The organism is Borrelia sp. RT5S (assembly GCF_021165755.1).
Taxonomy (GTDB): Bacteria; Spirochaetota; Spirochaetia; order Borreliales; family Borreliaceae; genus Borrelia.
On record NZ_CP088936.1, the window covers coordinates 790,919 to 812,714 of the forward strand.

The 21,796-nt window shown below is 35.3% G+C and carries 18 protein-coding genes and 2 tRNA genes; 10 read left to right on the forward strand and 10 right to left on the reverse strand.

What is annotated here, in order from left to right; all coding sequences use genetic code 11:
* Positions 1-108: 108 nt before the first annotated feature.
* Both LSO06_RS03805 and LSO06_RS03810 read left to right on the forward strand, forming a co-directional pair.
* The gene (locus LSO06_RS03805) at positions 109-867 is read left to right on the forward strand and encodes a hypothetical protein (protein WP_231760719.1); all 759 of its coding nucleotides are present in this window, start codon (positions 109-111) and stop codon (positions 865-867) included.
* A gap of 110 nt (positions 868-977) precedes the next feature.
* The gene (locus tag LSO06_RS03810; RefSeq protein WP_231760720.1) at positions 978-1,736 is read left to right on the forward strand and encodes a hypothetical protein; all 759 of its coding nucleotides are present in this window, start codon (positions 978-980) and stop codon (positions 1,734-1,736) included.
* Positions 1,737-1,756: 20 nt separating this feature from the next.
* Here LSO06_RS03810 and LSO06_RS03815 read toward each other — a convergent pair whose 3' ends face one another.
* Positions 1,757-2,812, reverse strand: a complete 1,056-nt coding sequence (locus LSO06_RS03815) for an L-threonylcarbamoyladenylate synthase (protein WP_370639787.1) — start codon at positions 2,810-2,812, stop codon at positions 1,757-1,759.
* A gap of 108 nt (positions 2,813-2,920) precedes the next feature.
* On the opposite strand from LSO06_RS03815, the gene LSO06_RS03820 reads away from it, so the two are divergent.
* Complete coding sequence (locus LSO06_RS03820) at positions 2,921-3,703, forward strand: septal ring lytic transglycosylase RlpA family protein (protein ID WP_231760721.1); 783 nt, start codon at positions 2,921-2,923, stop codon at positions 3,701-3,703.
* Here LSO06_RS03820 and LSO06_RS03825 read toward each other — a convergent pair.
* Both LSO06_RS03825 and LSO06_RS03830 read right to left on the reverse strand, forming a co-directional pair.
* A complete protein-coding gene (locus tag LSO06_RS03825) occupies positions 3,693-5,759 on the reverse strand; it encodes an ATP-dependent DNA helicase (protein ID WP_231760722.1) in 2,067 nt (688 codons plus the stop codon). The two genes, LSO06_RS03820 and LSO06_RS03825, sit on opposite strands and share 11 nt — an antisense overlap.
* Positions 5,746-6,576 carry a purine-nucleoside phosphorylase gene (locus tag LSO06_RS03830; RefSeq protein WP_231760723.1) on the reverse strand — a complete coding sequence of 277 codons (831 nt, stop codon included), beginning with the start codon at positions 6,574-6,576 and terminating at the stop codon, positions 5,746-5,748. Before LSO06_RS03830 ends, LSO06_RS03825 begins: the two co-directional genes overlap by 14 nt.
* Before the next feature lie 47 nt (positions 6,577-6,623).
* On the opposite strand from LSO06_RS03830, the gene LSO06_RS03835 reads away from it, so the two are divergent.
* The gene (locus tag LSO06_RS03835) at positions 6,624-7,625 is read left to right on the forward strand and encodes a tRNA dihydrouridine synthase (RefSeq protein WP_231760724.1); all 1,002 of its coding nucleotides are present in this window, start codon (positions 6,624-6,626) and stop codon (positions 7,623-7,625) included.
* The gene (gene valS, locus LSO06_RS03840) at positions 7,618-10,242 is read left to right on the forward strand and encodes a valine--tRNA ligase (RefSeq protein ID WP_231760725.1); all 2,625 of its coding nucleotides are present in this window, start codon (positions 7,618-7,620) and stop codon (positions 10,240-10,242) included. Before LSO06_RS03835 ends, valS begins: the two co-directional genes overlap by 8 nt.
* A gap of 92 nt (positions 10,243-10,334) precedes the next feature.
* Here the strand turns inward: valS and mnmC2 are convergent, their stop codons facing one another.
* Together mnmC2 and groES are read right to left on the reverse strand one after the other, a co-directional pair.
* Positions 10,335-11,030, reverse strand: a complete 696-nt coding sequence (mnmC2, locus tag LSO06_RS03845; RefSeq protein WP_231760726.1) for a tRNA (5-methylaminomethyl-2-thiouridine)(34)-methyltransferase MnmC2 — start codon at positions 11,028-11,030, stop codon at positions 10,335-10,337.
* Between the two features lie 180 nt (positions 11,031-11,210).
* The gene (gene groES, locus LSO06_RS03850; protein WP_231760727.1) at positions 11,211-11,483 is read right to left on the reverse strand and encodes a co-chaperone GroES; all 273 of its coding nucleotides are present in this window, start codon (positions 11,481-11,483) and stop codon (positions 11,211-11,213) included.
* A 143-nt stretch (positions 11,484-11,626) separates the two neighbouring features.
* On the opposite strand from groES, the gene LSO06_RS03855 reads away from it, so the two are divergent.
* The 3 genes from LSO06_RS03855 (at position 11,627) to LSO06_RS03865 (ending at position 17,047) form a co-directional block, all read left to right on the forward strand.
* Positions 11,627-13,258 carry an ABC-F family ATP-binding cassette domain-containing protein gene (locus tag LSO06_RS03855; protein WP_231760897.1) on the forward strand — a complete coding sequence of 544 codons (1,632 nt, stop codon included), beginning with the start codon at positions 11,627-11,629 and terminating at the stop codon, positions 13,256-13,258.
* A 32-nt stretch (positions 13,259-13,290) separates the two neighbouring features.
* On the forward strand, positions 13,291-14,964 hold the full coding sequence (locus LSO06_RS03860) for an outer membrane protein assembly factor BamB family protein (RefSeq protein ID WP_231760728.1): 1,674 nt from the start codon (positions 13,291-13,293) through the stop codon (positions 14,962-14,964).
* Positions 14,965-15,073: 109 nt separating this feature from the next.
* Positions 15,074-17,047: a P83/100 family protein gene (locus LSO06_RS03865; protein WP_231760729.1), complete on the forward strand. Its 1,974-nt coding sequence runs from the start codon at positions 15,074-15,076 to the stop codon at positions 17,045-17,047.
* Positions 17,048-17,089: 42 nt separating this feature from the next.
* On the opposite strand, the gene LSO06_RS03870 is transcribed toward LSO06_RS03865, so the two are convergent.
* A tRNA-Pro gene (locus LSO06_RS03870) sits at positions 17,090-17,162 on the reverse strand.
* 6 nt (positions 17,163-17,168) lie between these two features.
* Positions 17,169-17,242 (reverse strand) — tRNA-Arg (locus tag LSO06_RS03875).
* Between the two features lie 73 nt (positions 17,243-17,315).
* On the opposite strand from LSO06_RS03875, the gene LSO06_RS03880 reads away from it, so the two are divergent.
* Positions 17,316-17,951 (forward strand): endonuclease III domain-containing protein, encoded by a 636-nt coding sequence (locus LSO06_RS03880; protein WP_231760730.1) that lies wholly within the window; start codon positions 17,316-17,318, stop codon positions 17,949-17,951.
* Between the two features lie 2 nt (positions 17,952-17,953).
* Here the strand turns inward: LSO06_RS03880 and LSO06_RS03885 are convergent, their stop codons facing one another.
* From LSO06_RS03885 to LSO06_RS03895, 3 genes are read right to left on the reverse strand one after another with little or no spacing between them, the layout of a single operon-like run.
* The gene (locus LSO06_RS03885; protein ID WP_231760731.1) at positions 17,954-18,808 is read right to left on the reverse strand and encodes an ABC transporter permease subunit; all 855 of its coding nucleotides are present in this window, start codon (positions 18,806-18,808) and stop codon (positions 17,954-17,956) included.
* Positions 18,808-19,788 (reverse strand): ABC transporter permease subunit, encoded by a 981-nt coding sequence (locus tag LSO06_RS03890; RefSeq protein WP_231760898.1) that lies wholly within the window; start codon positions 19,786-19,788, stop codon positions 18,808-18,810. Before LSO06_RS03890 ends, LSO06_RS03885 begins: the two co-directional genes overlap by 1 nt.
* A 5-nt stretch (positions 19,789-19,793) precedes the next feature.
* Entirely contained in the window at positions 19,794-20,234 is a 441-nt protein-coding gene (locus LSO06_RS03895) for a septum formation initiator family protein (protein WP_231760732.1), read from the reverse strand.
* 105 nt (positions 20,235-20,339) lie between these two features.
* On the opposite strand from LSO06_RS03895, the gene LSO06_RS03900 reads away from it, so the two are divergent.
* Complete coding sequence (locus tag LSO06_RS03900; protein WP_231760733.1) at positions 20,340-21,788, forward strand: hypothetical protein; 1,449 nt, start codon at positions 20,340-20,342, stop codon at positions 21,786-21,788.
* The last annotated feature ends 8 nt before the right edge of the window (positions 21,789-21,796 follow it).

The following is a 21,796-nucleotide window of genomic DNA, read 5'->3' on the forward strand; positions in this document are numbered from 1 at the left end:
TCACCAAGACTTTACTCTTAGAATTTAGTTTTTTGTTGTCCTTGTTCCTAACTTGTTTATTGTTTGTTATGAAGTACCTTTAAATAGACAGGAGAGGTGTGTTTTTCTATGGGAATAAGAGTAATAAGTATTTTACTATTGATGTTGTTTATTGGTAGCTGTAAGTGGTGGTTTGAAGCTGAAACTGAAGGTGAGGTTTTAGTTAAACCTCTAGAGGACATTAAGGTTGTAGCTACACGGGCTGTTGAGGAGGTTAGCAAGGCTACTGGTAGGTCTGCTGCTGAGGTTAAGGCTTTAAGTAAAGAGGATCTTGACAAGTTTGCTCTTGACGCTAAGAGTAGTGCTGATGCGACCTTCGAGATCACCAAGGATAGCAAGAATAATAAGAAGAAATCTGAGTTTATTGATGAGATTAAGAAGTCAGCTGGTAAGCTTGATCTAGCTTTCAAGTCATTAGTTGGTGCTGGTTATACTGGTCCGATTGCGGGTCCTGTTATAAGCAATATTGAGAGTGCTTTAAAGAATTTGGAGTTAGCAAAAAAGCTAGCTGAAATGGCTGAGAGCGGTAATCCTAATACGCTTGAGGATGCTAAGAAAGCAGTGCAGGCGCTTGGTGGTAATACGGGGTCTTGTGTAAGCAACCTTAGTTCTAAGAATGGTTATTCAGAACCGGTAAAGAACGGCCTTAACGATTGTGTTAAAAACCTTATGGACCGTGTAAACTCAAATTTTGAGAGGGGTGTTCGTGATCAGCTATACAATGATAATTTGAAAGACGTGCCTCCTAAGTTTAAGGACGCCTTTGATACCCTACGGGTTGCGGCTCACTCTATGAGTCAGGCTGCATCTAAGGTTCAGTTTAAGTAGTTAGTTAAGTTTTTGATTTCATCGCTGACGCTAGGTTTAGCGTTTAGTTCCTTGCTATTGCTTATTGTTTGCTATGAAGTACGTTTAAAGAAAGGGAGAGGTGTCGTGTCATGCAAGTAAGAGTGGTGGGTATTTTGCTATTGATGTTGTTTTTTGGCAGTTGTAAGTGGTGGAGTAAAGCTGAGACAGTAGATAAGGATGGGGCCGAGGTCGTTCAAGATGACCCTGAGGTCGTAGCAGAAAGGGCGGCTGAGGAAGTAAGCAAGGCTACTGGCAAGTCTGTAGCTGAGGTTAAGTCTTTAGGTAAGGATGATCTTGATAAGATTGCTGCAGCAGCTAAGGATAGTGCTGAGGCGACCGCTAAAAGTGCTGAGAGTAATAATAAGAAGAAATCTGAGTTTATTGAGGAGATTAAGCAGTCAGCTAGTAAGCTTGATTTAGCTTTCAAGTCTTTAGTTGCTGCTGGCCACCGCAGTGGTGCTGTGAATCCTGTGATAGGTAATATGAAGATTGTTTTTAAGAGGTTGGAGTTAGCTGATAAGCTGGCTGGTATGCTAGAGAATGGTAGTGGCAATACAGTAGGAGAGGTTGGGAAGGAAGTAGAAGCCGTTGGTGCTGCTGCCTTTTGTATGAGTGCTATTAAAGAGGAGCAGGGTAGTAATAAAGAAACAAAAGTAACGGAAGATAGACTTAAGGAATGTTTTAATAATCTTGTTGGTAGTATAGGCAATCTATTAGTTGAGGGCGTTCAAAAGCCGTTACAGCCTGCTATAGAAGGTGCACCTGAAAAGTTTAAAGATGCCTTGAGGAACCTATGGATTGCAGCCCTCATGTTTCAAAGAGCATTAATAAAGGTTAAAGCTAGGTAATACTGATTTTTCTTGTTCAGTTAAATAGAAACGAATTTGTGCAGGCTAGCTTTGGAAAGTCTATTATTAATTGAGTAGCCAAGCCCATGGTTGTGTGTGTACTCTGCAATTATTTGTTTGTAGGCTCTCTCAGAAGCGACAAATTCTTTGTACAAGTTAGCAGCATACTCATCCAGTGTGTCATAGACGCACATGTTTTCTACAAGCCTAAACTTGTTAAACCAATATGAATTAAGTGTGTCTTTTGTAATAAGTATTTTTGTGGCCCTGTCTAGAAAATATTTCCTTATGTTATCTTGCCTCCTAAATAAATAAACAGGTATACGTGGTCTGTAGTGCTCTAGTAAATTACCAGGAGACGCGGCCGTCTCTTCTGCTGCAGCATAATCTACACTAAACTCGTACCCAAGAGCCCCCTGTATTGCCTCTCTTGTAATAAAACCTGGACGCAATATTAGTACATCCCCAGTGTTGGTGAAGCTTACAACAGTTGATTCTATTCCAATGCTTGAGCACCCCCCATGCTTAATTATTCCTCTAACTAGTCCATTAAGCTCTTTGCTTGCCATAGAAAAATTGGTAGTGCTGGGGCGTCTTGACAGATTGGCAGAAGGGGCTGCTATTGGAACACCACTTGTCCTAATTAAGCTTAATGCTACAGGATGGCTTGGTATCCTTACTGCAATGCTGCTAAGGCCACCGCATACAAATCTAGACACCCGCCCTGCATTCTTAAGTACAAATGTCATGGGGCCTGGAGTAAATCTTTGCATCAAGCGCTCTGCACTCCGAGGAACATAGGCTGCAAGCTCTCTTATCCTCTCTATTGAGTCAACATGCACTATTAATGGGTTGGTAATGGGGCGCATCTTGACTGCAAAGATCATACTAACAGCAGCACCATTGTATGCATTAGCTCCAAGCCCATACACTGTTTCCGTTGGAAACACCACCAGCTCACCTTCTTTTATAAGTCGTGCTGCTCTTTCTATATCATCACATTCTATTAACTCGGTCTTCATTGTCTCAGCTTCATGCCCTCTGCTCTTTTGTAAAATCCTTAATCTGTTGCTCATTAAGTCACTTTTCATTGAAGCAAAAAATTTGCAAATAAGCAATTTGTGGTTAGCGTTCAGCCTAATTTTTCTATTGAAAATCTTACATTTTATATTATAATGAGCATTATGAGAAATTTTCTTAATCTTGGCAACTTTACCTTTGTTTTTTCTCTATTGTTTTTTGTAGCTGTTAAGTTGGATAGTGCTACTGTTGGGCTTGCTTCTTGGTATGGGGAGGCTTTCCATGGCAAGACTACTGCTAATGGCGAAAAATTTGATATGACATCTCTTACCGCTGCGCATAAGGAGCTTCCGTTTAATACTGTTGTGAGAGTAACCAATTTGTTAAATAATAGAACTGTTGTTGTAAGGATTAATGATAGGGGACCGTTTAGGAAGGATAGGATAATTGATTTATCGAAATCGGCTGCTGAGAAACTAGACTTTTTAGGGATAGGTGTTGCTCCCGTGAAAATTGAGGTGGTGGAAAAACTGGATGAAGGGAAACGTGCAGCGGAAAATAAAAATGATGATAAAACTCTTGGCAAGCTAGATTCTACTAAAGAAGGTGCTTCTAGTGCTATTTTAAGATCGGATAAAGATGTTCTTGTGGAAAAAAAGGAGAATGTTATTGCTGAGAAGCTTTTAGATGGATCTGACGCGGTGCCAGATTTTTATATACAGGTTGGTTCCTATAAAATGAAGAATTATGCCGAGAGGGCTTACAAGACACTGAGAAAGGTTGGTTTGAATGTTTTAATAAATGCGCATGGGCCTTTTTTTACAGTTTTTATACCTACTGTTGCTGATGATGTACATAAAAACGTTGAACTTATTAAATCTACAGGATACAGGGATGTTTTGGTAAGAAAGACCAGGATTCCAGGGGAAAGTTTAACTATAGATTGAGATTTTGTTCTATTTTTTTAAAAAATGTATCTATTTTAAGTTTTACGTTTTCAAGCTTTGAGTAGTGTACTTCGATATCGGGTAGGGATTGCAGGAAAAGTTTCCCATAGATTTTCCCGAAGATTCTTTTGTCGAAGCAAACTATGATTCCATAGTCTGCTTCGTCTCTGATTAGTCTTCCAAATCCCTGCTTGAATTTCATTATTGCTTGCGGTAACGTTTCTTTTGTGAAAAAATTTTCTCCTGTTTTGATAGCCAGTTCGTTCTTTGCTATTAAAATAGGATCTGAAGGGGTTTGAAATGGAAGTTTAGGCATTATTACCATTGTCAGTTTGTCTCCTTTAATGTCGATTCCCTCCCAGAAATTCTTAATACCTATGAGCACGCTTTTTTTTTGTGATTTTTTAAAGGAATCTATTAGTTCATGTTTTGGTAAATCTCCCTGTATGAAAAGATTTATATTATTTTTAAGTAAAAAGTCTTTAATTGTTTTTTCTGCATATTTTAAGCTCTTAAATGATGTTAAAAGAATTAAAGCTCCGCCCTTGTTTATTAGTACAAGTTCTTTAATGCATTTCATTGATTGATCTAAAAATTTTTCTTCATTATCGGGAGTTTCAATGTCAGATATAACTGTCAACATTGATCTTTCTTTGTAAGAGAAAGAATAAGGCAACTTTTCTATTTGTATGTCTTTATCACTCAAATTTAATCCCGTTTGGTTTAAAAAATACGAAAATGATTGATTTATAAGCAAAGTAGCTGAGGTGAAAATTACTCTTCTGGCTCTTTTATGCATAATTTTATTCAGCCCAGGACCCAAATTAATCTCTGATGTTTTGAATGTGATTATATTCTTTTTATTTTCTATCCAAAAACAAAGATTGTCATATTTAGTTTTGGATAGAAAATTTTTAACCAATGTCTCTTTTCCTTCTATATTTTTAGTTAACCTTTCAAGTTCAATTTTTGCTGTTTTATTTTCAAGTTCTTGTATTATCGACATCATAGCTGTTCGATAATTTTCTAGATTATAAACGATGTCCTTTAAATGCGTTTTAATTCGTACGTAAAAGTCGGATTCATGTGTATCGTTAGTTATTCTGTAAACAGAAGGAAAATTTTCTTTTGTTCTTATTATATAATCTATGTTTTCAAAACTTAGCATTGTTGCAGTTTCAAAATTTTTCTTGCGCAGCACACCCCTTATGTTTTGCTTTCTAATTATTTTATCTATTTTTGAAAAAAGTTGTTTTATCAAAACTTTTGAAAAATATTGACTAAATAGGGATCTGGCAGCCTCTTCTAAATAATGGGCCTCATCAATTATTATGTTTTTTATATTGGGCAAGATTAAGTTAAGCTCTTCTTCTGATTCTTCTTTCTCAGAAACATCTTCAAAATTTTCCCTTTCTATTAATATTTCGTTTCTTATGTAAAGATCATTTAGGAGTAAATGGTGGTTGGTGATGATAATATCACATTCTAATGCTTTCCTCCTTGCTTTTTTGAAAAAACATTTATTCTCATCAGGGCAAGTCATGCCTGAACATGTTTCAGTGCTAGCTGATACTTCTTCCCATATTTTCTCATCAATAAAGTTGAGTTCATCTTTATCACCAGTTTTTGTATTTTTTGCCCAATAAAATAGTGATTCTAAATTTTTTTTGTTAACCGTGTATGTTAATAGACTTCTTTCAAATTCTTCAAGCCGACGAATACATAAATAGTTTCTCATTCCTTTAATGAGTCCAAACTTTATTTTGAAAGGAATTATTTTCTCTAAGGATTTGATGTCTTTCTTAATTAGTTGTTCTTGAAGATTAATGGAGGCTGTTGAGATTATGACCTTTTCTTGTGTCTTTTGAATGAAATCGATGGCAGAGATTAGATAAGCGAGGCTTTTGCCAGTTCCCGTTGGTGCTTCAATAACCAGAAAGTTTTCATTCGCAAAGGCCCTACTTACTTTCTCTATCATTTTAAGTTGTGGTTCTCTTTTTGAAAATCCTTTGATATTTAGTTCAATTTTTTTTAGTATGTAATCAATTAGATCCAATTTTATTAATTATTCCTCTTAATAATTTTTCGAATTCCTTAGACACTTTTCCTGAGTTTAATTTAACCTCCTCGTGATTTAAAGGGTCCTTTTGCATGCCCGATGCTAGGTTTGTGACATTTGAAATTGCTACCGTATTCAGTTTAAGATATGCTGCAATAATTATTTCAGGGATGGTTGACATTCCAACTAGATCTGCGCCTATTGTTTTAAAAAAATTTATTTCGGCTGTTGTTTCATAGCAAGGACCTGAGACAGCAAGATAAACACCTTCTTTAATATCTTCTTTGAAAATACTCTTATAAACACTTCTTGTCAATTCCATTAAATTTGAATTACTGTAAATTGAGTTCAATTCTTGAAATCTCGCACCCAAGTTATCGTCATTTTCTCCTACTAGGGGATTGGTCCCCATAAGGTTTATGTGATTATTGATTAAAATAAGATCATTTATTTTAAATTGACTATTGATTGCCCCAGAGGAATTTGTGATGATTAAATTCTGAGCTCCAATTTTTTTTGCAAGCAGTATGGGCATTATTACTTCTTTAGGGTGATACCCTTCATAATAGTGAAATCTTCCAGAAAAAATAGCTGTATCTTTGTTTATGTTTAATGTTCCCTTATGGCCGTCTACGGTTGATATTGGAAATTCTTTTATATCCTTATAAGGGATTTCAATTCCATCTTCACATATTGTACTTAAGTTGCTAAGCCCAGAACCAAGTATTATTGCTGTTTTGGGTTTAAATGCTGATATTTCTTTAAGCGAAGAATATGCTCTATTTATTCTCTCATCAACTTCTCTGAAATTCATTTCATATCCTTATTTACCATAATTTTTTCTTATTATATATTTATTTTATGAATTTTTTAAACAATATTAGTCGTCCAATTATGATATTGGCTCCAATGGAGGATGTAACAGATACTGTTTTTAGGAATTTGATTCATCTAATAGGAAACGGAAAGGATGAGCCTGATATTTACTTTACTGAATTTATCTCTGCCTTGGGACTTGTAAGTGGTTCTAGACAAGCAATGCAACATGTTTTAACAAAAGAAGATGAACTCAGTAGGCCCTTGATTGCTCAAATTTGGGGCAAGAATCCTGATGACTTTTTTAATGCAATAAAAATACTAAATGAGTTAGGATTTTGGGGAATTGACCTTAATATGGGTTGCCCTAGGAAGAAGATAACTAAAAAGGGAGTATGTTCTGCTTTAATTGAGAATAAAACTCTAGCTTATGAAATAGTTATGGCTAGTAAGGAGGCGTGTTTGAAATTTGGGTTGCCTCTTAGTGTAAAGACGAGACATGGATTTTTTTGTTCTGAAGTTGAGGATTGGTTAGGATTTTTACTGAAATTGGGGATTGATATGTTGACAGTGCACCCAAGGCTTGCTATTAATCAAAGTGATGGGGGCATAGATATTGATGTGTTTGGTGAGGTAGTTGCATTAAGAGATAAAATTAATCCTTCCACATTAATTATTGGAAATGGAGATGTCTTAAGTTTAGAACAAGCAGGTCAAATTGTAAGAGATTATTCTATTGACGGAGTAATGTATGGACGTGGAATTTTTAAGAATTTAAATTTATTTAAAAAATGTTCTCCTAACTTTTTGAGTAACAATTTGGATTTTAGGTTAAATATATTAAAATTTCATGTGAAAGATTTTCATTCTACTTGGGGTCTTACTAAGGATTTTAATAAACTTAAGAAATACTTCAAGATTTATTTTAATGAGGTTGAGAGGAATAGTGAATATTTTCATAATATCATAAGTTCAGCTAATTATGAGGAGCTTTTTGAAAATCTAGATCGAGTTGCTTTTAGGGAGATTATGTTAAGTAATGAGTAGTAATTTTTCAAAGAAATATGATTTTAATATTTTTGAAGATAAGGTTTATAAGAAATGGGTAGAAAATGAGATATTTAAACCCAATGGTAGCCTTAATCCCAAATTTAGCATGGTAGCTCCTCCGCCAAACGTTACAGGTGTTCTTCATATGGGCCATGCGCTTAATTTTATCTTGCAGGATATTCTTATTCGCTATAAAAGGATGAAGGGCAATGATACCCTCTGGCTTTTTGGAACAGATCATGCTGGAATTGCGACTCAATCAGTTTTTGAAAGACAGCTTAAAGATCTTGGAAAGAATAAAAATGATTTTACTCGTGAAGAGTTTATTGATGAAATTTTTAAGCTAAAGAATAAGCATAGACAAATAATTGTTAGCCAGATAGAGAGACTTGGAGTTTCCTATGATCATTCCAGGGAAAGGTTCACTCTTGACGATGGGTTTTGTAGTGCTGTTAATAAAGCTTTTATGGATTTATATAATAAAGGGTTGATTTATAAGGGAGAATATCTTGTAAATCTTGATCCTGGTTCTGGAAGCGTTGTTAGTGATGAAGAGGTTGAATATAGAGAGATTGTTGGGAAAATTTATTTCATTAAGTATTTGCTAGATGATAATAGTTTTATTGAGATTGCAACCACTAGGCCTGAGACTATGTTTGCAGATGTGGCTATTGCCGTTAATCCTGCTGATAGTAGATATAAAGCCCTAATTGGTAGAGATGTTAGAATTCCTATTGTAAATAGAAGAGTTAAGATAATAGGGGATATCTATGTTGATATGGAATTTGGCAGTGGTGCTTTAAAGATAACTCCTGCGCATGATCCTAATGATTTTGAAATTGCGAAAGGACATGATCTTCCCAGAATAAACATTTTAACTGAGAAAGGCAAACTCAATGAAAATGTTCCTATTGAATATCAGGGGTTAAGCGTAGGTGATGCAAGAGATAGGATAGAAAAAGATTTAAGAGATAAAGGGCTATTAGTAGATGTTAGGAGTCATAAACACCAAGTTGGGCATTGTCATAGATCTGGGGAGGTAATTGAGCCTTATTTATCAAACCAGTGGTTTGTTAAAATGAAACCTCTGGCAGATAATGCTTTAAAGGCATTAGAAAAGGGTGAAATTAGATTTTATCCTAAAAGGTGGGAAAATACATATAAGCATTGGTTGTTAAATATTAGGGATTGGTGTATTTCTAGGCAGTTAGTTTGGGGTCATAGAATCCCTGCTTGGTATGATTGTAAGACAGGGGAGGTTGTTGTCAGCGAACTTGATCCAGCATTAAGCGAAGAGTATAAAGATAGGAACTTTACCAGAGAAACAGATGTATTAGATACTTGGTTTTCTTCATGGTTGTGGCCATTTGCTTCGCTTGGATGGCCTGAGCCTAGCCTTGATTTTAAGAATTATTATCCCACAGACACTTTAATTACTGCTTATGACATAATATTTTTTTGGGTTGCAAGGATGATTATGGCAGGGCTTGAGTTTACAGGTCAAGTTCCCTTTAAAGATATATATATAACGCCTCTTTTAAGAGACAAACAGGGCAGAAAGATGTCAAAATCTTTGGGTAATGGAATAGATCCTCTTGAAATTATCAATGAATACGGGAGTGATGCTTTGCGTTTTACCATTTCATTCTTATCTGTGCAAGGCCAGGATTTAAATATTGATACTAAAGATTTTATGTTTGGTGCTAGATTTGTAAATAAATTGTTTAACGCATCTAGATTCATTTTATCAAATTTAGATAGAAGGGTTATGCCAGGCAAATTAGAATTAAATGATGTTGATAAGTGGCTGCTTGCAAGTTTAAATTCCACTATTGTTTCTCTAGAAGGGGCACTTAAAAATTATAAGTATAATGAGGCCACTAGGGCGGTATATGAATTCTTTTGGAGTGATTTTTGTGATTGGTATATTGAAATTAGTAAAATTAATTTAAACAGTGGGGATAGTGATATTCAAAATATGACTGTTCTTAAGTTGATTTTTTTCCTTGAAAAATCTTTACTTTTAATGCATCCCTTCCTGCCTTTTATTACTGAGGAAATTTATTCCAAACTGCCACCTTCAAAGGGTACATTAGCTTTAGCAAATTATCCAGAGGCTGTAAGTCAGGAAAATTTTAGAGAGGATTTTGAAAGTTTTAATTCATTTAAGGATTTCATTATATCTATTAGAACTCTTAGAAGTGAATTTAATATAGTACCAAATATTAAGATGAATGTTGCCTTAAGGTTTGATAATACTTTCAAATATGAGAGATATTTTAAGAGACATGAGTATATCGCAAAGAAGCTTATTAATTTTGATTTAATTTTTTACAACGAGAATTATGAAAATATGATAGGTGTAGCTAATGTTGGCTTTGAAAGTTTTGCAGACATTAAGGGTTTAATAGATATCGATAAAGAACTTTTAAGGCTTTCTAAGCAATTGGATAAGTACGAGAAGCTTAAGGCTTCAACTTTAGCGAAGCTTGAAAATCAAAATTTCTTATCAAATGCACCCATCGAGATTGTTGATATTGAAAAATTAAAATTGGAAGAATTTGATTTTTTTACTTCAAAAATTAGTAATTATATTAACAACTTGGGTAAGTAGTGAAACGTACTGGGGGAGCGGCTTTGCTATGTGACGAAACGTGCGCAGATACTCAAGGATTTATATAGCACAGGGCATTGAATAAGATTTAATTAAATCTTACCCCACTTCTTTTCCTTTTTTTGTGCCTTTATCATATGTCTTTTATTATTAAATCCCTTTACTTTAGAATAATCAAAATCTGCAAATTTTAAACCATCTTTTACAATTCTAGCTGAAGAGAATGTCGAAAGTTTTGTTCCAATTTTGCTTTTTTGTGAAATTAAAGTGAATATTTCCCTATTCCACATTTTTGGGTTTTTGTTTGGGCTAAATCCGTCCAAGAACCAGTAGTCTACACCACAAGGAATTTCTTTAAGTCTCTCACTAGCGTCTCCAACCAGTATCTTCAAACTAACATTGTCCGTTACTTTTACCTTTATATTCCTTTTAGGCAGATCCGGATATTTTTTGAGTAACACCCTAAAATAATCTAACTCCTTACCAAAGAATTTAGATACTTGCTCAATTTTCTCCTTCTTTAGCGGAAACTTTTCGACCGAATAGTAATTAATTCTTGCCTTTATTGAATTTTCCCTTAAGAACTTTAAAAGCGCTATGAAATTAAGTCCCGTCCCAAAACCCAACTCCCCAATATTTGCAGCCTCTAAACCCACGAGCTCCTTGTCCAAGCCACAACCCTTGATGAACACATGAACGCTCTCCTCAAGACCGCACTGAGGATGATAATAAACGTCATCAAACCTACTCGAATACAGGGTCTGACCTCTAAAAATCAACCCAGTCATATAAGCTAACCAACTCCCGATACCGCAAACCCAAAAAGCACTGTCACTCTTAAAGACCGGACAACAACTCGACATTGTCCAGGTCGATTTGTTTGATTAGAATAATATGAATCAACCCCACCTAATCTAGCTTTGCTACATCCGTACAAAGAAACTAAGACAAAAACTTAGTTTCTCCGTTTACTCCTCTATAATAGCCACAACCTCTTTTGCCTTTAGAATCAGATGTTCCCTGTCCTCAATCTTCACAGCAGCTCCAGCGTACTTCTCATAAAGCACAACATCACCAACCTTAACAGTAATCTCCTCTTTATTAGAACCAACAGCCATAACAGTCCCAACATTTGTCTTCTCTTTCGCATTCTCCGGTATGTATAACCCCGAAATCGTCTTACTCTCAGCTTCCTTTATCTTGATCAACACTCTATCAGCCAAAGGTTTAATATTTTTCATCTAAAACATCTCCCTAATTTGATACTATAATACTACGAGAAAATGAGGTATTAAGTCAATATGTTTGGACTATGCTTGAAACTTCTTCTGATTTTAAAGATAATTCTTTTAATAAAAAATACAAATTGAGGTGGGGAAATAGTTTGATAACGGTAAGTAATTTAGAAGTTGCGTTTGGGGAGAGGATTTTATTTAAAGATGTAAATATTAAATTTTCTCCTGGGAATTGTTACGGAATAATTGGAGCTAATGGGGCAGGAAAGAGTACTTTTTTGAAAGTTTTAGGGGGAGATATTGAGGCTAATAAGGGTGATATTTTTATCCCTAGGGGCCAAAGAATGGCTGTTCTCGAGCAAAATCAGTTTTCATATGATGATTTTAAGGTAATCGATACTGTGATTATGGGACACAAGAAGCTCTATGATGTTCAAAAGGAGAAGGATGAGATATATGAAAAGGCTGATTTTAGCGAAGAGGATGGCATTAGGGCAGGGGAACTTGAGGCCGAATTTGCTGAGCTTGGTGGTTATGAGGCTGAATCTGAGGCGGCGGTTCTCCTTAAGGGATTGGGTATAGACGAAGCAGTTCATGGTAGCTCAATGAGAGATATTGAGGGAGCAGTAAAAGTGAGGGTGCTCTTAGCGCAAGCTCTTTTTGGAGATCCTGACATATTGCTTCTTGATGAGCCTACTAATAATCTTGATATTCAGTCGATTAAGTGGTTAGAAGAGTTTTTAATCAACTTTGAAAATACTGTCATTGTTGTATCGCATGATAGGCATTTTTTAAATCAGGTATGTACTCATATTGTTGATATTGATTATGGAAAAATTCAAGTTTATCTTGGTAATTATGATTTTTGGTATGAGACTAGTCAAATTTTGAATAAACAATTAAAAGATGCTAAGAAAAGGTCTGAGGAAAAAATTGCGGAGCTTAAAACTTTTATTCAGAGATTTTCAAGTAATGCGTCGAAGTCTAGGCAAGCGACTTCAAGAAAAAAGTTAATTGAGAAGATTAAAATCGAAGATTTAAAACCCTCTTCTAGAAAATTTCCTTATGTTAATTTTAAAAGTGAGAGGGAACTTGGGAAAAATGTTCTTGCAATTAAAAATTTGACTAGAGAATTTGAAGGGCGACATATTCTAGATAAGTTTAATATTGTGGTGGAACCTGGGCAAAAGGTTGTGTTTTTGGGTAATCCAATTTCGGCAAGTTTTCTTTTTGACATAATTAGTAATGAAGATGGAGATTATAAGGGTCATTACGAATGGGGTTCTACAGTTAAACTTGCCTATTTTAATAAGGACAATGAGAAATATTTTAAACTGGATTTAAGTCTGGTTGATTGGCTGAGGCAGTATTCAAGGGAACAGGATGAAACCTACATTAGGGGATTTTTAGGAAGAATGCTTTTCAGTCAAGATGAAGCTTTGAAAAAAGTTAGTGTACTCTCAGGAGGCGAAAAGGTTAGATGTATGCTTTCAAAAATAATGCTTAGTGGGGCTAATGTATTATTGCTAGATCAACCAACTAATCATTTAGATCTTGAAGCTATTACATCTTTGAATACGGGACTCCAAGAATTTAGGGGAGTTGTATTGTTTACGTCACATGACCATCAGTTTATTGACACTATTGCTAATAGGATTATTGAATTTACGCCAAATGGAATAATTGATCGGCACATGACCTTTGCAGAATACGTTGATGACTCTAATGTTAAAGAATTGAGAAATAAGCTTTGCGAAGGGCAGGCTAGTTTAAAACTTTAATTGGGGTTAAGTGTTTTAGGAAATTTATAAGCTTGAATAAGAGTTTTTGTGTCTTTGCTTTTTTTGTCTCTTGCTTTCCTCTCTTAGCGGATGTTGATCTTTATTTTCAGAGAGCTCTAACAGGGAAAGTGGTGGCAAGCCCTATCTTGGATGAGAAGCGTAATGCGATTACGGTATTGACCAAAGACAAGTGGTTAATTACTTACAGCATGTCCTTGAAAAAAAAGTATTCTTACAGGGTAGACAGAACTCCTTATCCCTTTCTTTTAAAGGATTTTGATAATGGGTATTATGTTATTACATTACGTAATGAAGTTCAAAAGATCAGAAGGGGTAGGCTTGTTTGGAAACACAGACTAAGTGCTCGTCCTATAAAAGCTCCCTCAATTGGGAATGGCTATATTTTAATTCCTCAAGGTGATTCAAAGGTTGTTGCTCTAGGACTTGGAGATGGTCGGAAAGTTTTTGAAATCAATACAGAAGGGAAAGCATCAACTCCAGCTGTTGCTCTTGAGAATGGTAATTTCTACATTGCAAATGAAAATTGCATGATGTTTGCTTTCAATTCTCTGGGGGAGATCATTTGGAGTGTTCCTCTTAAATCCTATCCCAATGTATTTATGATAAATACTAATGATGAGATTATTGTGGGACATCAATCTGGTGATGTTGTGCTTTATGGTAGTAATGCTGGAGCGGTTTTAGGTACTCTCAATTTAGGTCATCCTATTGATTTTTTGTTTGAAAAATTTAATGGAGAATATGTTGCAGTATCTAATGTTGGGGTTTTGTTTAATTTAACTAGAGCTCTTGGGCTTAGATTCACTAAAAATTTAAGCTTTAGTATTAAGGAAGCTGTCCTTTATAATAATCGGAACCTTTTTATTGCTGTGAGTCCGAATGGAGTTGTATCACTTGATGAGCATTTCAGGCCAGTAGATAGATATGATAATATTGGAGAGGTGTCAGGACTTAGTGCTAATTTTGGAGTAATTGCTGCAGGTGGGCTTAATTGGGTATTGACTACTTATTATTATGAATATAAGGATGAACTTGATGTTAGTGTTTGGAATCATCCATTGGGGAATAGATATCATCAAAATAGAATAGCATTCAAAGTGAGATCTTTAGCGGACGATGATGAGGTTTATTTATCTCTTAACGAAATGCTAAATGTTGAATACAGCAGGAGTGCTTATAATAAGTTTATCAATACTCTAGACTTTCTGGCAGGCAGGCATGGTGGTTTTCCAAAAAAATATTTAGATTTGTACAGGAAAGCCTTTAATAAATGGCTTTCTCCCAAGGGTGGGGTCGATAGGATAGCACAAAGGGGAGAACTTTATAGGTATTTTATCTATGTTAACGATGAATCTTCAATTAAGAGTCTTATAAATACAGCGATTGAAGAGAAGGATATTAACAACATAATTGAAGTGCTTAAAAGTATTTCTAAATTTGAATACTATCATGAGCAGTATTCACTTATATACAATTATTTGCAATATGTTATATTAAATTACCAGGGAAGCTTGGATATAGCATATGTTGTTCTTTTGAATTTGAGAAAGATAATTTTAAACTCTACAGAGGATGACCTTAAAATTTATAGGGATAGGTGTTTGATCTTGTTGAAGTTTATAAAACGGCAGAATTTTTCTGGGAAGATTAATAAATACATTAACGAGATTATGGGAGCTCTTTGACCTATCTTTACTAAGTTTTAGTGGTGTTGTTGTGTTAGAATTTAGGTTTGAATTTATTCTGATTTAGTCGATAATAGAAATACAATTAACTAATAGGAGAATTTTTGTTATGAAAAGAATATGGGTAATATTTGTTTCTTTTTTTGTTTTCTTAAATTTTTTTGCTCTTCATGCTAGAGAGGTCGATAGGCAGAGATTAAAGGACTTTGTTGATATGGATCTTGAATTTGTGAATTATCGAGGTTCTTATGACAGCACGGATACATACGAACAGATTGTAGGGATTGGTGAGTTTTTAGCTAGAAATTTAATTAATGATAAATCTAACTATTATAACAAGTATTATGTTAATAGGTATGTTGACGAAGGGGATGAGAGGAGTAGTTCTGATGTTTTTCTTATTGGTGATAGATCTGCTCTTGATAGTGTGCTAAACCTTAGAAGAGTACTTATGGGATATTTAATGGGAGCTTTTAGTTACAGCCGAGATAGTGCAGAATTATTGGCTAAAGCTATTACGATATACAATGCTGTTTATCGAGGGGATCTGGATTATTATGGTGATTCTTATGTACAGCCTGCACTTAAAGATGCAACTAAAGATAATGTAGGGCTTTCAAGAGTTTATAGTCAATGGGCTGGAAAGACTCGTATTTTTATTCCCCTTAGAAGGGATATTTTGTCCGGAAATGTTGGATCAGAGGTTGATCTTGACAGGATAGTTACAGAAAGGGTAATAGCGTCTCTTTTAAATGAAAATGAGAGTGGCGGGACAGATTTTGCAAGGGATATTACTGATATTCAGGATGAAATTCGGGATATAGATCAAGAAAGGGTTGATATTGAGTCTGAGTCCTTAAAGAGCATTGAGGAAGAATTGAATGAAACTATAGAAGATTTAAGGGAGCAGTTAGAGAAGGCTACCAGTGAGGATGAGAAGGGTAGGATACAGGAGCAGATTAAAGATAAGAGAAATGAGAGAGATGCTTTGGAGAAGAGAGGGAGTGGGCTTAAGGATTCTCAGGAGAAATTAGATGAAGGACAAGATAAGTTGGATGCGCAGCGAGATACGGTGAAGGAGAGATTACAGGAGGATATTGATGATGAGAATAAGGATAAGGATTTACCAAAGCCAGGAGATATAGGCTCCCCTAAGGTGGATGAGAAGGAAGAATTGAATGAAACTATAGAAGATTTAAGGGAGCAGTTAGAGAAGGCTACCAGTGAGGATGAGAAGGGTAGGATACAGGAGCAGATTAAAGATAAGAGAAATGAGAGAGATGCTTTGGAGAAGAGAGGGAGTGGGCTTAAGGATTCTCAGGAGAAATTAGATGAAGGACAAGATAAGTTGGATGCGCAGCGAGATACGGTGAAGGAGAGATTACAGGAGGATATTGATGATGAGAATAAGGATAAGGATTTACCAAAGCCAGGAGATATAGGCTCCCCTAAGGTGGATGAGAAGGATAACGAACTGAAAGAGGAGGCTAGGGGTAGTAGTAGGGAGAATGGTAGTGCTACGGGTAAATCAGATGTAAAAAAATTGACAAATTCTGAAATGCAGTCTAGAGGACAGACTGCATTAGATCAATCACCTGGTGGGAGATCTGAGCATAAGTCTGTTTTCCTAGAAGTGCTTGATCCAAGTACGAATTTGGGGGTGTTGCAATTTATTGATTCTGATGGGAATAAATTAGAGGAGTCCTCTCAGCATGGAATTAGGCGGTATGGGGTTTATGAGAGAGCAGATGATTTAGTGGTGATAAAGCTCTGTTCAGGTATTGCAAAGCTTCAACTGATTAATAAGGCAGAAGATTTAAAAGTTGAATCTGAATCACAATTCGAGTTAAGTAGAGATTCTTCTCTTTTTGTGGATGCAAAAATGATTCTGGTGGTCGTTAAAGACAATAATGTTTGGAAATTAGCAAAGTTTTCCTCAAAGGATCTGAATGATTTCATACTCTCAGAAGATGAAGTCCTGCCATTTACAAGCTTTACTGTTAGTAACGAATTTGTTTACCTGCAAGACGCTGTCGGGAAAGTCACAGCATTAGATCTAGGGACTCTTAAAAGAGTTCCTTAATGAACCAAAATACAAAAGGGGTATTCACTGGTTAAATGAAAATCGGGACGGTGGGATTCGAACTCACGATCCCCTGCTCCCAAAGCAGGTGCCTTAGCCACTAGGCCACGTCCCGGCAGTACGCGCCAATTAGGACTCGAACCTAAAACCTACAGATTAGAAGTCTGTTGCTCTATCCAATTGAGCTATTAGCGCTTTTAGAACTGAAATTGAGTATATCACGTTGGGAATCCCTTGTCAATAAAGTATTTATTGCTTAATATTCTGTATGTTTTATAATTCTTATATGATTAATATTGATTTAATTGTAAATGAGACTTTATCTAGATATCCGGATGTTAAACCTTTTTTAAATTTTAACAATAATTATGAACTTTTAGTAATGGTGATTTTAAGCGCAAGAACAACCGATAATATGGTCAATAAAATTGCGCCCAGTCTTTTTAAAAGATATGGGGATTTTGAGAGTTTGGCTGATGCCAATTTAATGGAAGTGAAGAAATTAATTTATAGTTTGGGATTTTATACAAACAAATCTAGGAACATCATAAATTGTGCACGAATTCTTTTAAAGAATTTCAAAGGTGTAATTCCGGATAATATTTTAGATCTTATATCTCTTCCAGGAGTAGGCAGGAAGACAGCTAATGTTATTCTTGGAGTTGTTTATAACCAACCTGTAATAATCGTAGATACTCATTTTAGCAGGGTTATAACAAGGCATGGCATTACCCTTGAGAAGACGCCCCTAAAAATTGAGTTAGATTTAAAGAATAAAATATCGTCTGATAAGCAATACAGATTCTCCATGGCCATCAATAAACACGGAAGGGATATTTGTACATCTCGAGCCAAAGACTGCAGGAATTGCTTCCTAGAAAAGTTTTCACCAAGACTTTTCTAATTTCACGATGAAATGAAATATTTCATGTGCTTCTTGAGTTTTAAGCTTATTGAAGCTAGGATTATATTAATTGTTAATAATACGAATAAAGGGTTTCCCCATATCCAAAAGTATTCTCTTCCCATTTCCATATAGCTTAAAAGTTCTCCAAGGCTTGGATAAAATCTTCTATTTTCTCTTTGCAAATAGTTTACTACCTCGAATGTGGTTAAGCTTTTGGATATTTGTAGAGGAATGATTGATGATATTGACGAGAAAATTTCTGGAAATATGTGATTTATCGTTAGCCTAAGGTTACTTGCGCCCATAGTCCGACTTGCTTTAACATAATCAAGGTTTTTTATTACCATGGTGCTATTTCTTGTCAAGAATGAGAATGGAATCCATCCGTGTATTAAAGCCAAGACAACGGCTACCTCCAATACGTTATAATTTTTTTGTTTTGAAAAATAGTAGAAAATTAATATCAATATATATGAAAACGGCACTGTTTGTAGTGCTTCTATTAATTTCGATATTAGCATACAAGTTTTAAGCCTAAAGCTTCCGATTATTATTCCTATAAAAATGCCAATTAAAGCAGAGATCGTTGCGTAACTAAACGCAAGCAAAATAGAGTTCCTAGTTGCAAGTATTAGCCTTGCCATTATGTCTCTTCCCATTTTATCTGTCCCTAGGGGATTGTAAACAGTTGGGGGTTGGGGGAGCAGCTTATTGGGTGTTTCAACGTATATCTTATTTGGATCTTTTCTATATATTGCAAGCCTTGAAGTTTCGTTAATTAAGGATGGGAGTGTTGTTAAAATTAAAACGAAGACCCCTACTAAGACAAGATATAATTTCTTAAATTTTTTCACTATTCCAGGTCCCCTCTGTAAGGATTAATTTTATATGCTAATATGTCACTTACTAAATTTGCTATAAGCATAATAAAAACCCCAACGAATATTAAATCTTTGTAAATAACATAATCATTACTCTTAATAGAATTAATTGTTAGAGAGCCTACTCCATCGATTCCAAACATCGTTTCAATTATGGATGTACCAAAAAAAGTTGTTGCAAGGGTAGTCCTTAGATTGGTAACTATTGGAATCAATGACGGAGTCAGAGCATGACATAGTATTATCTTTATTCTTCTGAGTCCTTTTGATTTTGCAGTTGTTATGTAGCATTCAGATAGGCTTTTGTGTAGGGCTTGTTTGAAAATGACTGCATTAAACAGGAAAAATGAAAAAAACCATCCAAAACCACCCATTATTGAATTTTTTGGATTCATGTTAAGATAGTAGAGTGAAGAAACTATTAGCATTATGATCAGACTTCGTGGCAGCGAGTTTAGAAATAACATTGTGTAATCCAAAGCATTGTTCAGACTGTCATTTTTTACAATCAAAGTCCAAGTAATAACAAAGGAAACAGCAATTATGTAGGCGAACACGATTCCTGGAATTGACATCTTTAATGTATTTTTTATTTTATTGAAAATTACGTTCATTGTTGGCTTGCCTTTCGTTAGGGGCGAGTAATGAGGCATTCCCCACATTAATCCCTTGTACTTTGTTTTGTAAACCATGTACGAACTGCCTGCAATGTGTTTAGCAAAGTAACCTTTGTCTAAAGGTGTGTTGGGATCAAAATCATACACTACCCTATAACTGACGATGCTTTTAAGTAATCCAATGTATTCTAGATATTCTTTAAATACATTTTTTTGAATAAACGGAACACTGGATCCGTTATTTGAGAATGTGCTTAGCAACGAAATACAAAAAAACGTTGATATAATGATGTTGATTGTCGTAAGGAATATACTCTTTAAAATAAATGTAGCTATAGTATCTACCTTCCTTTGTTAAGAATATTGAGCGTCTCTAGGTAACTTAATACAAAATAAAAAATGAGCGATATCATTGTTGAGATTAGGTAAAAATTTTTGCCTACATTAGTATCCATGGATTTGTTTTGTAAATATAGAATGTTTCCTTGGTTGTAATTTCCGCTATCATCTGAATTTTTTATTATTATGGAATTCCTAGGATAGTACCCAATTTTACTTGCTTCTTTTAAGATTGCAGGCCTAGACACTTGCAGATTGATGTACTTTGTCTTTAACGTTTTCTGTATTTCTTTCAGTGACTCGATATGTTCTCTCATCAAGGTTGAATCATCGTGCAATTCTTTATAATTAACAATTCCCCTTTCCCCGAATATCGGAGTGATTATGAAGTAGCTCATCAACCCCACATACACCGACAACACAATTTTTTTCACCAAAAACATATTATCTTGTAATTGTATTGCTAATATACTATATTTACAAGTGTATAGGCTTTGCCATGGGCTGTGGATGCTTAAATTTTATTAGGTGGAATTTGGAGAATAAATTTGAATACGGCGGGTTACAAGGGTACTTTTTTTGTTAAAGAAGGACCTAGAGAAGTTGATTTTGATATGGAGCGTGTCTTTTCACATTCTCCGGTTGTTGGCAGTAATGCTCCGCATCCTGATGGGATTAAAGAGCTTTTGGATGAAAAGTTATTAAAATTGGATGATTCCTTAAAAGAGAGACATGTTGAGCTGGTTAATTATTTAAGAGAGGTTGATGTTCGTATTTCGAGAGTTGAGAATGAAATACGCTACGGTTTAGAGTCTTCTCAAGGGTCTGGCAGGCCTATATTAAGGACTTCTGAAAGCATGGCTTCCTTCGATCAGTCCAATACAAAGTTGGAAAGTGAGCTTGGTGAATTTACTTCAAGAAAGGAGAGTAGTTTGCCTAATATTGCAATTGACCAAGAGGAGTTGGATGCTTTACTTGAGGGTTTAAATGATATTTCAAAAGATAGTAAGGGAATTTTAAGTGGGGATGGTGGTTTAGGGAAGGATATTTCTGTTGAAGAGCTTTCTGATGTGGAATTTAATGAATCGGGTGTGGAGGCTGGATGCAAGGGGGGGGGGTCTTCAGGGGAAGGAATTGACTTCGGGAGTACTAGAAACGGCGAGGAGGATACGGAACCTTTGGATATTGGTTTTGACTCAAAAAGTGAGGAGAGCTCACTAGTGGGAGCTTCTTCTTTTGTTTTGCCTAGTGATTCGGAGAGTAATGATGACGGTTTTAGTGAGAAGGCAGATGATAATGTTGATGCTCTTGGTAGTGTAGGGATTTTTGAGAAGCAAGAGAGTGACATGGAAGATCTTGATTCTTATCTAAATGAGAGCTTAAATGAAGATGAAGTGGCATTTCCTGAGGAAGATTTGGGGCTTTTGGGCAACGAGGAACATGAGGGAGGAGAAGAAGATTCTCATTCTGCTGAGGCTTCTGTTGATAAAATAGATGATGGTATAAATGATTATGAATCGACTTTAAATGGGGAATGTGATAACTTTTGTGGTCAAAAGCAGGAAGGTGGAGTTTTTTCTGATTTTAAGGAACTTGACGATTTTGAAGATGTTTTGAAAACAGATTTAGATTGTTCAGATTTACAGAGTTGTATTGGAGATTTTGAGGAAGAGAACCTTTACAATAGTCAGTTAGAGAATTTGGGGGAGGGGTTGGAACAGAGTGAAAAATTGCCTAACATGCAAGCTGAGAATGGATTAGGAGATGAGTCATCCAGTTTTAGTTTCACTGAAGTCGAGAAGGTGATAAATAAGTTTGATGATGATGCTTATTTAAGCAAGCTTGAATTAAGCTCCGAAGAGAGGTCAGTTTTAATTAAGTTTATTGATAAACTGGAGGGGGAGCTTGCAGTTGACGCTAGGAAGGGTAGTAGTTTTAAGAGTAGGCGAGAGTACGAGATTTTGCAAAAGATTAAACGTTTGTTGGTAAGAGAGTAGAGATATTT